At 55.1% G+C, this 13,774-nt stretch carries 11 protein-coding genes and 1 pseudogene; 9 read left to right on the top strand and 3 right to left on the bottom strand.

Annotated elements, in window-relative coordinates:
- Window positions 1–43: 43 nt before the first annotated feature.
- Genes ABYP39_RS05795 through ABYP39_RS05765 form a run of 7 tightly spaced genes read left to right on the top strand, consistent with a single transcriptional unit; the run spans window position 44 to window position 9,000 of the window.
- On the top strand, window positions 44–1,597 hold the full coding sequence (locus ABYP39_RS05795; RefSeq protein WP_372781527.1) for a sulfatase: 1,554 nt from the start codon (window positions 44–46) through the stop codon (window positions 1,595–1,597).
- A gap of 32 nt (window positions 1,598–1,629) precedes the next feature.
- Window positions 1,630–4,005 (top strand): TonB-dependent receptor, encoded by a 2,376-nt coding sequence (locus tag ABYP39_RS05790; protein WP_372781525.1) that lies wholly within the window; start codon window positions 1,630–1,632, stop codon window positions 4,003–4,005.
- 19 nt (window positions 4,006–4,024) lie between these two features.
- Window positions 4,025–4,861: a ThuA domain-containing protein gene (locus ABYP39_RS05785; RefSeq protein WP_372781523.1), complete on the top strand. Its 837-nt coding sequence runs from the start codon at window positions 4,025–4,027 to the stop codon at window positions 4,859–4,861.
- A 3-nt stretch (window positions 4,862–4,864) separates the two neighbouring features.
- A complete protein-coding gene (locus tag ABYP39_RS05780; protein ID WP_372781521.1) occupies window positions 4,865–5,455 on the top strand; it encodes a gluconate 2-dehydrogenase subunit 3 family protein in 591 nt (196 codons plus the stop codon).
- 13 nt (window positions 5,456–5,468) lie between these two features.
- Window positions 5,469–7,172, top strand: coding sequence for a GMC oxidoreductase (locus tag ABYP39_RS05775; protein ID WP_372781519.1), 1,704 nt, complete (start codon window positions 5,469–5,471; stop codon window positions 7,170–7,172).
- Window positions 7,173–7,187: 15 nt separating this feature from the next.
- A complete protein-coding gene (locus ABYP39_RS05770) occupies window positions 7,188–7,484 on the top strand; it encodes a hypothetical protein (RefSeq protein ID WP_372781517.1) in 297 nt (98 codons plus the stop codon).
- 52 nt (window positions 7,485–7,536) lie between these two features.
- Window positions 7,537–9,000 (top strand): sulfatase, encoded by a 1,464-nt coding sequence (locus tag ABYP39_RS05765; protein WP_372781515.1) that lies wholly within the window; start codon window positions 7,537–7,539, stop codon window positions 8,998–9,000.
- Window positions 9,001–9,077: 77 nt separating this feature from the next.
- Here ABYP39_RS05765 and ABYP39_RS05760 read toward each other — a convergent pair whose 3' ends face one another.
- Window positions 9,078–10,226 carry an acyl-CoA dehydrogenase family protein gene (locus ABYP39_RS05760; protein ID WP_372749495.1) on the bottom strand — a complete coding sequence of 383 codons (1,149 nt, stop codon included), beginning with the start codon at window positions 10,224–10,226 and terminating at the stop codon, window positions 9,078–9,080.
- Between the two features lie 75 nt (window positions 10,227–10,301).
- On the opposite strand from ABYP39_RS05760, the gene ABYP39_RS05755 reads away from it, so the two are divergent.
- Complete coding sequence (locus ABYP39_RS05755; protein ID WP_372749496.1) at window positions 10,302–10,778, top strand: Lrp/AsnC family transcriptional regulator; 477 nt, start codon at window positions 10,302–10,304, stop codon at window positions 10,776–10,778.
- Between the two features lie 45 nt (window positions 10,779–10,823).
- Here ABYP39_RS05755 and ABYP39_RS05750 read toward each other — a convergent pair whose 3' ends face one another.
- Window positions 10,824–12,491 carry a 2-isopropylmalate synthase gene (locus tag ABYP39_RS05750; protein WP_372749497.1) on the bottom strand — a complete coding sequence of 556 codons (1,668 nt, stop codon included), beginning with the start codon at window positions 12,489–12,491 and terminating at the stop codon, window positions 10,824–10,826.
- A 285-nt stretch (window positions 12,492–12,776) separates the two neighbouring features.
- Between ABYP39_RS05750 and ABYP39_RS05745 the strand changes: the two genes are divergently transcribed.
- On the top strand, window positions 12,777–13,262 hold the full coding sequence (locus ABYP39_RS05745; RefSeq protein WP_372781513.1) for an Lrp/AsnC family transcriptional regulator: 486 nt from the start codon (window positions 12,777–12,779) through the stop codon (window positions 13,260–13,262).
- Here ABYP39_RS05745 and ABYP39_RS05740 read toward each other — a convergent pair.
- Window positions 13,259–13,774: pseudogene (locus ABYP39_RS05740) on the bottom strand (FAD-dependent oxidoreductase); the annotation flags it as partial. The gene ABYP39_RS05745 and the pseudogene ABYP39_RS05740 overlap by 4 nt on opposite strands.

Here is a 13,774-nt window from a genome sequence, read left to right as displayed (position 1 = left end):
ACCTAAATCAACCGTAGACAACAGCCTGCCTGAAGGGTGCCCAATGAAGCACAATATTCCCCTGAAGCCCTGCGCCACTGCGCATTTCGGCATATTTCCAGCCACGTTCCGAGCAGGCCGCACGCTGAGTTTGACGATACTGTTCAGCGTCTTTTTCGCGGCCAGCATGAGCCTGCAGGCCGCCGCCCAACCTAATGTGGTCTTTATTCTGACCGACGATCAGCGCTCTGATGCGGTGGGCTACCATCCCAAGCCCTTGCTGGGGATAAAAACCCCGAATATCGACAGACTTGCCCAGGAAGGCGCCCGTTTTACCAACATGTTTGTCACTTCATCACTGTGCTCGCCCAGCCGCGCCTCCTTCCTGTCCGGCACCTACGCCCACACCCATGGCGTGCGTGACAATTTCACCGACTACCCGCGACAGCTGCAGAGTTTCCCCATGCTGCTGCAACAGGCCAACTACGAAACCGCCTATATCGGCAAATGGCATATGGGCGAAGATGATGATTCAAAACGCCCCGGCTTTGATTACTGGGTGACCCACAAAGGCCAGGGCAAGTACTACGACACAACACTGAATGTCGACGGCAAACGACAGGTCGTAAAGGGCTACTACACACAGCGCGTCACCGATCTCGCCCTGAACTGGTTGCAGCAACGCGACAGCCAGCGCCCCTTCGCCATGGTGCTTGGCCACAAGGCTCCCCACGGTCCCTTTATCCCCGAACCCAAATACGAAAAGACCTATGACCATGTGCGGGTGCCCTACCCCACCAGCGCCTTTGATTTGAAAACCAAACCGCAGTGGGTTACCGAGCGGCTGGATACCTGGCATGGCATCTATGGGCCTCTGTACGGTTTTCGCAAGGAGTTTCCGGATACCAGCGCCAAAGCCATGCTCGATTTTGAGCGCTTTGTGCGCGCGTATACCGCCACCATCAATTCCGTCGACGACTCGGTTGGCCGGGTGTACGCCTATCTCGCCCAGACAGGTCAGCTGGACAACACCATTTTTGTATTCAGCAGCGATAACGGTTTTCTGATGGGCGAACACGGCATGATCGACAAACGCACCATGCACGAAGAAAGCATTCGCGTACCCATGGTTGTACGCTACCCAAAGGCCATCCCCGCAGGCACGGTTATTGACGAGCAGGTGCTCAATATAGATCTGGCGCCAAGCCTGATGGAGCTTACCGTGGGCGCGAATATGCCCAGCGCGCAGGGCCTGTCTTGGGCAAAACTGGCGATGGGCAAGGCTTCGAAGTGGCGCGAAAGCTGGCTCTACGAGTACAACTACGAATCCCAGTTTCCCTATACCCCCAATGTTCGCGGCGTGCGCACAGACCGCTGGAAGTACACACAATATCCCCATGGGGACGGCGGCCCGCTGCGTCATATGGAAGAGTTGTACGATCTAAAAAATGATCCGCAGGAACTCAACAATCTCGCGCACAACTCCGGCTTTAAAAAACAATTGAAAAAAATGCGTAAGCAGCTGGCCGCCCAGCTCGCACAAACCAACGCCAACCCCGACCACATGCCGATTGACCAGGGAATCAAGGAAGCGCTTCCCGAAGAATCCATCCGCTGACAACCGCACCACATCACAGGAGTGTCTGGAACATGAATAACGATAAGACAACCAAAGCCCTGATCGCAGCGCTGGCTGCCGGCCTGCCGCTGTCGGCCACATCGGTACTAGCCTCAGAGGCAAGATTAGAGGAGGTTATTGTTACCGCCCAGAAGCGCGAACAGAATCTGCAAGATGTCCCCATGGCCGTGACCGCCCTGGGCCGCGAAATGCTGCAGGACAATGAGATCAACAGCGTGGAAGATCTGACCAAGCTGGTTCCCTCCATGCGCTTCTCTCCCGGCGACGACCCGTCAAACAATTCGATCCGGATTCGCGGCGTCGGCACCGATGTCTTCAGTATTGCCGTCGAACCCAACGTATCGGTTGTGGTCGACGACGTACCGGTCGCCAGAACGGAAATGGCCAGTTTTGAATTCGCTGATCTGGAGCGGATTGAGGTACTGCGCGGGCCGCAAGGCACACTGTTCGGCAAAAACTCTACGGCCGGGCTTATCCATGTAATCTCCCGCGACCCGGCACCTGAATTCGAAGCCTTCACCCGAATTAGCGCCGAAGACCGCGACAGCTTTCCCGGCCACCTGATGAAAACCCAGGCAGGCGTGAGTGGCCCGATCACAGACAACCTTGGAATGCGCGTGACCGGCTTTTACAAGCAAATAGATGGCCATTTGGTTGACATCCTTCAGGACGACAACCTCCCGGACTCGGAAACGTTCGGCGGGCGCATAAAACTTCTCTGGGATTCAGGCAGCGATGTGATCGTTCGCTTGAATGTTGAACAACAACGCAACGACGGCGACTCTTCACCGCTGGTCTTTCGCAGCGCATCACCCCAGAAAACAGAAAAAAGCCAAGATGTCCCCTACGGTGAAGAAAACCGCACTGTCAAAACCCTGGGCAACAATATTGCAGACAGCATCAACGGCGGCGTGACCCTGAAAGTCGACTGGGACCTGGGCGACTACACACTGACCTCAGTCAGCGGCTGGCGCGGCTTTGAAATCAAGCGCAATATCGACCTGCTCGAACTCGACGGTGAAAAATACAACGTCACCTATAACGGCGGGGAAAGAAAAATCGAGACCCTCACCCAGGAGTTGCGGCTGACAGCAACCAGCAGTGACACGCTGGAGTACACCCTGGGAGCCCTGTATTTCAATAACCGCACCTATAATTTCTTCGAGCGCTACGTGGAAGATATTCCCGTCGAGGCAGTCTTCAATACCGTTAGCCCGCAGGATATTCCACCAGAACTTCAGCTCCTCGGTCTAGTGCCCGGCGGCTCCCTGACCCAGTACGGCTTGACCGCCGGTACCGCCAGAACCGAGAACCTCGGCATTTTCGCGCAGGGTACCTGGCATATGACCGACCGCTGGCATCTGACCGCAGGCGCTCGCTATATCATCGAAAAGCTGACAGCGGATGTGAGGCGTTTACAGTACACCGACCTGGATCTCAGCGGTGCTCGGATTGCTGAAACCCGGGTAAACATACCCAATGCAGAAATCGACGACCGCGCTGTGACTGGCACAGTCTCCCTGCAATATGACTGGAGTGATTCCAGCACAGTGTATACGACCATCTCTACCGGCTACCGCGGCGGCGCATTTGACTACGCCAACAGTGATCTGGAATCTGCCTTCCGCAACCCGGTCGCACCGGAAAAAGCGCTGGCGTTTGAGATTGGCAGTAAATCGCGACTGCTGGATGACAAACTGGAGCTGAACATCGCCGTGTTCAGCACCGTCTTTAATGATTTTCAGGCACAGGTTATAGAAGTTGGCAACGAGGACTCTACCAACCTGGTACCCAGCACCCAGATCCGGCTGGACAATGCCGGGGAGCTCGAAACCCAAGGCGTTGAAATCGAGTTCAAGGCGAAACCACTGGCGTCCCTGTTCGTAACCGGTTCGCTGCTCTACAACAAAGCCGTGTTTAATGAGTTTGTTTCCCAGTGTTTTACTGGCCAGCAGCCGGGTGAAAACGGCGGCCGAGACGTGAATGGCGATGGCACCTGTGACAATCAGGACCTCGCTGGAGAGAGCCTGGCCAATGCCCCCGAGTGGAGTGCATCGCTCACCGGCCGCTACGAGCATCCTCTCAACGGCGAGGGCAGTATTGCCTACGCCCAGCTGACCTCACGCTGGCAAGACGATGTGCAGTTCACCACCGTGCAACACCCGTTGACGATTCAGGAAGCCTACTCGATCACCGACCTCAGATTTGGCTGGCGTAATACCAGCGGTCAGATGGAGCTCGCGGCATATGTAAACAACGTATTTGCGCAGCACCATGTGGTCAGTTTCTTCCCGCTGAGTGTCGATAATAGCCGGGAGGACGTGACCCACTTCGTTCCGCCGAGTGCAGACCGTATCTTCGGTTTCTCTGCCGGCTACCAGTGGTAACAAAGCGCAGACACATCTTATGAAAAAACTACTCTTTGCGGTGTTCGGCATCATCCTGGTACTAGTGATAGGTGTCGTCGCCGCCTTTTTATTCGACCAACCCCAATTCATCAGCGGCCCGGAATTCGACCACGCGCCACCGACCGTCGAACTGGATGCGGAGTCACCAGCGCTGCTGGTATTCAGCAAGACCAATGGCTTTCGCCATAAAGAAGGCATTCAGGCAGCGCAGACTTTCCTGCACCATCTCGCACAGGAGCGCGGCTGGCAAATTGTTACAACGGAAAACGGCGCCGTTCACAATCCGCAGGATCTGGCTCGCTTCAACGTGGTTATCTGGGCCAACGCCAGCGGTCCCCTACTGTTGCCCGAACAGCGCGATGCGCTTAAAAGCTATGTCGAAAATGGCGGCGGATTTATTGGCATTCATGCCGCCGGTGACGGATCTCACAAGGACTGGAGCTGGTATCAGAATACGATTCTGGGCACCGCTTTTATCGGTCACACATTGATCCCGCACAAGCAAAACGCGACGATTACGCTGCAGCAGGAGCACCCGGTCGTGCGCGGCCTACCCGCAACATGGCAACACTACGATGAATGGTATGCCTTTGATCGTTCGCCTGCAGTGTCCGGTGCGACCGTGTTGCTGAATGTGGATGAAAACAGCTACAAGCCCGGCAAATTCACTATGACACCGGACCACCCGGTGGTCTGGGTGAAAACGGCGGGTAAGGGGCGCACGTTGTATTCAGCACTGGGACATAGTGCGAAAAGTTTCGACACCCCCGAATATCAGCAGTTGCTGACCCAGGCCATACAATGGGCGGGCAAGCTGAGCCCACAGGAGAGGTAAACAATGAAAAGACGAGAACTCATACAGCATCTCGGCCTGATTACCGGCGCCGCACTGTCACCGTCGGTGGTACAGGCGATGATCAACGGCATCGATGGCCGCGTCACTATTCAGAACCCTGTGTTAAGCGACAGCCAACGTGCCACGTGCTCGGTTCTGGCTGAAATGGTGATTCCGCGCACCGACACCCCCGGCGCACTCGACGCCGGCGTCCCCCACTTTATCGAACTGATGGTGTCAGACTGGTATACGCCTACCGAGCGACAGATCTTTCTCGACGGACTCGCCACCCTGGACAGCCACTGCCAGACACAGTTCGGCAACCCCTTCCTGTCGTGCACAGAGGAAAACCAGATAGCCGCACTCACCCATATGGAAACGCTTGGCGCAGACTACAAAAGCCAGACATCGGCCGCCCCTATGTCGAAAGAGGTGGATGAGAACGTACCCTTCTTCGGAAAACTGAAAGAGCTGACCGTTATCGGTTACTACACCTCCGAAGTGGGTGCAAAACAGGAACTGATCTACCAGCCCATGCCCATGGAATATCGCGACATTGATTTCCGTGAAGTCGGTCGCCAGTGGTCCAGCTGACAGGAATATAACCATGCCATCAACAGAAAATAACAGCTTCGATGCCATCGTAGTCGGCTCCGGCATTTCGGGCGGCTGGGCCGCCAAAGAGCTGACCGAAAAAGGTCTGAAGGTGCTGATACTAGAGCGCGGCAAGCCCATTCGTCACGGACTGGATTACAAAGGCGAGCACCTGCCACCTTGGAAGTTGCCCTATGGCGGCAAGCCGCTGCGCGAGCTCTACAAAGAAGAGTATCCGATTCAGAGCAAGGTATACGCCTTTAACGAAACCACACGTCATTTCTTTAACAATGACAAAGACAACCCGTACGTCTACAACGCAGACAAACCCTTCAACTGGAAGCGGGCCGACGTGCTGGGCGGCCGTTCCCTGCTGTGGGGGCGACAGGTGTACCGCTGGAGCGATCTGGACTTCAACGCCAACCGGCAAGATGGACACGGCATCGACTGGCCCATCCGCTACAAGGACATTGCCCCTTGGTACAGCTATGTTGAGAAGTTTGTTGGCGTCAGTGGCGAAAAACTGAACCTGCCCCACCTGCCCGATGGCGAGTTCCAGCAGCCGATGCATCTCAACACCGTTGAACGTGCAGTAAAGGAACGCGTCGAGAAACATTATCCCGAGCGGGTCATGACCATCGGTCGCGCCGCCGTGCAAACTGAAGCAAAAAACGGGCGCGGTGCCTGTCACTATTGCGGCCCCTGTGAACGCGGTTGTTCTGCCGGCGCCTATTTCAGCAGCCAGAGCTCCACCCTGCCCGCCGCCGAGAAAACTGGCAACCTCACGATTCGCACTGACAGTGTGGTTGAAAACCTTGAGTACGATCCGGCCTCAGGCAAAATCAGCGGCGTAAACGTGATCGACGCAAATACCAAGGAACGCATACGTTTTACCAGCTCGCTGGTGTTTCTCTGCGCCTCCACCATCGCCAGCACCCAGATTTTACTGAATTCAACCTCAGCACAGTTCCCAAATGGTCTAGCCAATCGCAGCGGCGTACTGGGCCGCTATCTGATGGATCACACTTCGGAAGTCGGCGCCTTCGGTGTTATTCCCGGCTTCATGGATAAGTACACGGTCGGCAATCGCCCTAACGGCATCTATATACCGCGATTCCGCAACCTGGAAGGTCAGGATAAGGACGCGGACTTTATTCGCGGCTACGGCTTTCAGGGCGCGTCCATGCGGATGAACTGGGCCCAGATGCACCAGCAGGTCAAAGGCTTTGGGGCCCGTTTCAAACAGGCGCTGCGGGCGCCGGGTCCGTGGGTATTCTTCCTCGCCGGGTTCGGCGAACACCTGCCGGACAAAAACAGCCGCATGATGCTCTCCACCACCCAGCGCGATCGCTTTGGCATCCCCCAGGTCGAATTCGACAGCGCGTTTGGCAACAATGAAAATCGAATGCGCAAAGATATTCAGAAACAGGCAGAAGCCATGCTAAAAGCCGGCGGCGCTCGAAACGTTATGCCCTTCGATGGCAACAGCCCGCCCGGTGGCGCCATTCACGAGATGGGCACGGCGCGCATGGGCGATGATCCGACTCAGTCTGTGCTGAATCGCTGGAACCAGGCGCACGATGTACCCAATCTGTTTGTGACTGACGGTTCCTGCATGACGTCGTCGTCCTGTGTGAACCCGTCGCTGACCTATATGGCATTAACTGCAAGAGCCGTAGACTACGCCGTCAATCAACTTCAGGCCGGTAATATCTGATTCAGGGGAAATACGATGAAAGAACTCAAATGGGTTAAAGCGATGCTGTGGATCAGCGCTATCGGCACCGTTGTGGTGTCACTGTGGTGGGCCGCCGTGTTTTATTTCGTCAGCAATCAGACCGGCGAGCCTATGGTCTCTTTTGCATTGTGTTTATTCGCACCTACCGCCGAATGCAACCTGCTGCGTGGCATGGCGTGGCTGCAGGGCATCAACCCCTATGAACCCATCGCCTTTTTGTGGATGCTGTCGCTGACGGTGTTTGCGTGGTGTGTCAACCGCTCGTTGAAAACATCACCGCAATCGCTGTAGAACCAGCCGCTGCAAAACCAGTTACTGCAACACAACGAGAGGGAGAAACCGGGTGCGCCGCATAGTCCTGTATCCAGTCAAACTGCTACTGAACGCACTGGTGCTCGTCGTTACACTGGCGATCATTGGTGTGGTCGTCGGTGTCATCAAACTCGCACTGTACGAACAGCACACGCAAGAAGAACAGCTTGAAAGCAAGCGGGCCTATCTAGCCAACATCAGCAAACTCGGCAACCAGCAGAGTGAACAGCACCCGAATATTGTGTTTGTACTCTACGATGATCTGGGCTACGGCGATTTCTCCTTCACCGGCTCCCGCACTATCGATACACCCAACATCGACAGTCTGGCTCAAGGCGGCACAGTCATTAACCAGTTTTACTCCCCCGCGCCGGTTTGTACGCCGGCTCGTTTTGGCTACCTCACCGGTCGCCATGCCGAGCGCGGTGGCCTTTCCCATGTGGTATTCCCGGAAGGGCACCCTCTGGATCGTTTTCTGCGGCTGCGCGGCGCTAATGTCGGCATTCCACCATCGGAAATCACACTCGCCGACCTGCTACAGGCGGCAGGTTATCGCACCGGACTGGTAGGCAAGTGGCATCTGGGTGATCAACCGGGTTCTCGTCCCAATGATATGGGCTTTGAACAGTTTTACGGCGCTTTGTACAGCAACGACATGAAGCCCTTTGCGCTGTACGAAAACGAAGACGTAGTGGTGCCCGCGCCAGCGGATCAGACAAAACTCAGTGAGCACTACGTTGAAGCCACCAGCCGTTTTATCAATGCGAACAAAAATGCGCCATTTTTTCTCTACCTGGCGCATAATTTTCCACATATTCCGCTGTATGTTCGCGATAGCAAACTCGGCCGATCCGACGCGGGACTATACGGCGACGTGGTGGAAGAGCTGGATGAAGGCATCGGGCAATTGATCGATACGTTGAAAACGGCTGGCGTGTATGACAACACCCTGATCATCATCACCTCAGACAACGGCCCCTGGTTTGAAGGCAGCCCCGGCAACGATCGCGGCCGCAAAGGCAACACCTTTGAAGGCGGCATGCACGTGCCCTTTATCGCGCATTGGCCAACAAGCCTGTGTCAGGGTTGCAGCCTCGACGGCATGGCTTCAGGCGTGGACCTGATGCCAACAATCCTCGACATCCTGAACCTTCCGCCCCCACAAGACCGGATACTGGACGGCCGCAGCCTTTTGGGCTATCTGCGCGGTGAAGAAACAACCCCTCATGAGCACCTGTATTATCTCAGCGGCAAAGTGCTGGGCGTGCGCAACGAGCGTTTCAAATACATGCCGCGCCGACCGCTCATTCACAGCCAGGCCGGTACAAACTTCGGGTTTGGAATACCCCAGGGGCCGTGGCTGTTTGACCTAACCAACGATCCGAACGAATCCTACGATGCCAGCGCACGCTATCCCGAGGAGTTCAAGCGCTTTCAGCAGGTGTACGAGAGCAAAGTCGAAGCCATGCAGAAAAATCCGGGCGGCTGGCGATAACAGAGAAGAACTGAAGGGAGACGAGCGACCTGCCGACAAGCCATCGTCCGCAGGTCGTTAGCAACAGCTGAGCTGCGTTACCCCAAAATATCTCGCGAAATAACCAGCCGTTGAATCTCGCTGGTGCCCTCGTAGATAGACGTAATACGCACATCACGCGCCATCCGCTCCAGCGGATATTCGCGGTTGTAGCCATTACCGCCGAGCAACTGCAGGCCGGTATAACAGGCTTTATTGGCCGCTTCGGTGGCAAATAATTTCGCCATCGATGCCTGCGTGGCAAAGGGTTTACCTTCTTCTTTGAGGCAAGCAGCTTGCATCAGCAACAAGCGCGCGGCTTCCATCTCCGTGTAACCGTCAGCAAGCATCCACTGCAGTCCCTGAAAGTTCGACAAGGGCTGACCGAACTGCTCGCGCTCCTTGATGTAGTCGCGACCATAGTCCAGCGCCGCTTGACCAATCCCCAGCGCTAGCGAACCTATGCCGATACGTCCACCGGCGAGCTCGCCCAGCGCCACTTGCAGACCGCGGTTTTCTTCGCCCATCAAGGCGTCGGCGGGAATACGGCAATCTTCAAAATAGACCGCATTAGTAGCAGAGGCCTTCTGCCCCATTTTTTCCTCAGCCGGGCCCACCACCAACCCGGGGATACCGTTTTCTACCAGAAACACGGATATTCCTTTGCCGCGTTTGGCGGTTTTATCGGTCACTGCCCACACCACAAAAACACCTGCGTATTCGCCACTGGTGATATAGGCTTTGGAGCCGTTCAAAATATAACTGTCGCCATCCTTCACCGCGGTAGTGCGCATGCTGGCCGGGTCAGAACCAGCACCCGGCTCGGTCAGGCAAAAACCACCGGCAGCGTATTCGCCTGAGGTAATCTTGGGAAGATACTTCTGACGTTGCGCTTCGGTGCCCATGGCCTGAATCACTTCCGCCACCATATTGGTAACCGACGTGGTCACCGCTGTGGACGCACAGGCTTTGGCAAGCTCCGTAATGGCCAGGCTGAAAGCTACCACCCCTGCCTCGGTGCCGCCGTATTCAGCTTTTATATTCAACCCCATAAACCCCAGTTCAGCGAGCTTACTCAGGTTGGTCATAAAGGCTTCTTTTTCTTCACCCTTATCAAATTTCGCCGCCAGCGGTGCCAGTTCGCTTTCGGCAAACTGAGCGGCGGTGTCGCGAATCATGCTTTGTTCTTCGCTGAGTTCAAAATGCATTTTTGTCACATCCCGTTTTGTGTAGACCCAAATTCTCGATATAGTGGAATTATTATTTAATAAACAGGGCTGACAATGGCTACAGAACTCAGTAAGCAGGACATTACGATCCTGAACATTCTGCAGAAAGATGCCAGCAAAACCTCGACTGAAATTGCTGAAACACTGAATATGTCGCAATCGCCGTGTTGGCGCCGCATTAATCGTATCGAACAGGACGGACTGATTCGAAAAAAAGTCGCCTTGCTGGACCGTGAAAAACTTGGCATGGAGCTGGTGGTGTTTACCACGGTAAACCTGACTACGGTGGGCCGCCAATATCTGGAAGATTTTGAAGACGCCGTTCGCACGCTGCCCGAAGTAATTGAATGCTACACCATGACCGGCGTGTGGGATTATATGCTAAAAGTTGTGGCCAAAGACATTCGCCACTACGAGACTTTTGTGCGTGAACGCCTGCTGTCTCTGCCGATGGTGGGCGAAACCCACTCTCATATCGCCGTAACGGAAATCAAAAACACCACTGAACTACCGCTCGACACACAACTCTAGTCCCGTGGCGCAATGTCAGTTGACTCGCGCCACATACATTGTATTTCACGCCAGCTTGCGGTTGTCAGTGATCACATCCGAGTAGCGTCCAGCGATTGAAAACAGCGCCTGCAACATGGCCGACGTGGTATCTTCACCCAAGGATGCCGCTGAATAGTTCTGGCCATCAATCACCGCACGAATACAGGCCAGCGCATTAGCGTTGGTTCCACCTTCAACGGCAAACTCATTGTATTCGTCGATATCAATCGATTGACCCAGCTCGGCAGTCACCGCCTGTACAATGGCTTCAAGCACACCTTTGCTCACACCCCGATATTCACGCCCACTGCTGAGAGTAGCGGTGGCAGAAATGCCACTGTCTCCACGGTGCAAATCATAGCGCTGTAACTGCCAGCCATCCGGCACAGCCAGGTAATACTCCTCGAACAGACGTCGTATGGTGAGCGAATCAATTTCGCCACCCTGGTCTTCCGCTTCCTTTTGCACCAGCCGAGAAAACTCCTGCTGCAACCAGCGCGGCAGATCAATGTTGTAGTCGCGCTCCAATACATGAGCAACACCACCCTTGCCGGACTGGCTATTGATTCGCACCACCTCTTCATAGCGACGACCAAGATCATGGGGGTCGATAGGAAGATAGGCAACGTTCCAAACATCACCGTCCTTGCGTTTCACCAGACACTTGCGAATCGCATCCTGATGGCTGCCAGAAAACGCGGTAAATACCAGCTCACCAACATAGGGATGTCGCGGATGGGTGGCAATATCAGTACAGCTTTCCACCACCTCGCGAATCTCGGCCATATTTTCAAAGTTCAGCTTGGGATCGACACCCTGCGAATAGAGGTTCATCGCCATCGTAATCAGATCCATATTGCCAGTGCGCTCGCCATTGCCCATCAGCGTGCCTTCTATGCGATCAGCGCCTGCCATCACGCCCAGTTCTGCCGCTGCCACCGCGCATCCGCGATCATTGTGGGTGTGCAGACAAATGGTGATATGTTCACGATGCTTTACGCCCTCGCAAACTCGCTCCACCTGATCCGCAAACACATTCGGGCTCGACATCTCTACCGTGGCCGGCAGGTTGATGATCACTTCCTGCCCCTGCTCCGGCTGCCATACTGCATTAACCGCATCGATGACCTCTATGGCGTATTCAGTCTCGGTGCCGGTAAAGCTTTCAGGCGAATACTGGAAAACCCAGTCAGTCTCCGGGTATTTTGCCGCTTCCTCTTTGACCAGCTGGGCGCCGTTAATTGCAATCTGCCTGATGCCCTCTTTATCCAGACCAAATACCTGCTCGCGCTGCACAACAGATGTTGAGTTGTATACGTGAACAATGGCGCGACGCGCGCCCTTCAGGGCCTCAAAGCTGCGGCTGATCAATTCAGGGCGGGCCTGAGTAAGCACCTGAATGGTCACATCGTCTGGAATCCGGTTTTCGTCAATCAGCTTGCGGCAGAAATCAAAATCCGGCTGACTGGCGGAGGGGAATCCAATTTCAATTTCCTTAGCGCCTACTTTTATTAGCAGATCGAACATCCGCTGTTTCTGCGCAGGGCTCATCGGTTTTACCAGCGCCTGGTTGCCATCGCGCAGATCCACCGCACACCAGCGCGGCGCGTGATCGATACGGTTATTTGGCCACTGCCGATCGGGCTTATTCGGCACCTCAAAGCGGCGGTATTTGCGATGGTCAAAAGACATGGCTGACTCCGGATATCTGGTCTTTGCTGGCTTACAGGTTTTTTTTTGCCAGCAGGGCTCTCTCTTTGTGGGAGCGAGCCCTGCTCGTCTATCTGCAACAGTGAAACTCAGGCTTGTGGCCATTGCTCCCACACCCGCGATGTTTGCGCCAATGTGTCTGCCAATTCAGATGACGCCCACTTTACGCCTTTTACCGCGCAATTTTATTGCTAAGTTGCGCTCAAACTGCAATTTATGAGATAAATATTCCAATATCTACACTTTCTATGGAATATAAATTCACACATGAGTGAAAGACTGGTCAAACTCGACAGAATCGACCGTAATATCCTGGCCCAGTTGCAGGAAAATGGTGATCTCAGCAACACCGAGCTCGCGGACAGGGTCGGATTGTCTGCCTCACCCTGTTTGCGGCGGGTCAAACTGCTGGAGGAAGCCGGGATTATCATGAACAAGGTGACGAGACTTGACGCGCGCAAGCTCGGCCTGTCGCTGACCGCGCTGGTGCAGATCGGGATGGATCGCCATACACCAGACCGCTTCGAAACCTTCGAACAGACGGTGGCCAGCTACCCGGAAGTTCAAGCCTGCTATCTGATAACAGGTCAGGATGCCGATTATTTACTGCAGGTGATTGTGCCGGATATGGATGCCTACCAGTCGCTGCTGCTCGATCGCATCACACGCATACCCGGCGTGACCGGAGTGCACTCCAGCTTCGTCATGCGCAAGATCGTAGACCGTCAGGCACTGCCGCTCGACTATATCTAGCCGGGCGCCCACTCTTTCAGCAGTTTCATCATATCCTTTGCCTTGCGTGGCCCCAGCATAACGCTGGTCGTCATCAGCCCTCCCATCACCGCCCCACCCACACCGGCGGTAACCACATCAGCGCCGGTAAGATAGAGATTTTTGAGCGGGGTTTTTGGGTGCAGTCCGGGGTGATCAAACCGCTCCGGAAAGTGGTCCAGACCGTAAATTTCACCCTGCACGTTACGCTGATAGAAGCGAGTCGAAAGTGGCGTGGATAGCTCGTGAAAAGCGAGCGCCGACTCCAGCTGAGGCATACGCTGAAACAGGATAGCCAGCAGTTTTCTGGACAGGTCCGCTTTTTTCGCCTCGTAGTCATCACCCCGCTGCTGCCACGTAGTGTCCTGCCAGCGGGCGAACCATTCCGGATTGGTTACCGTAACAATCTCTACCGTAGACTTATCCGGATAACGCTCAGACCACTGGGGATCCTTGGCCGATGGGAATGAGATATACACCAGCGGAAACGGGTT

It is taken from the genome of Litorivivens sp. (assembly GCF_041625495.1).
Lineage (GTDB): Bacteria > Pseudomonadota > Gammaproteobacteria > Pseudomonadales > Spongiibacteraceae > Litorivivens.
The sequence above is the reverse complement of the archived record's forward strand: the minus strand, read 5'-3'. Positions and strand labels throughout refer to the sequence as shown.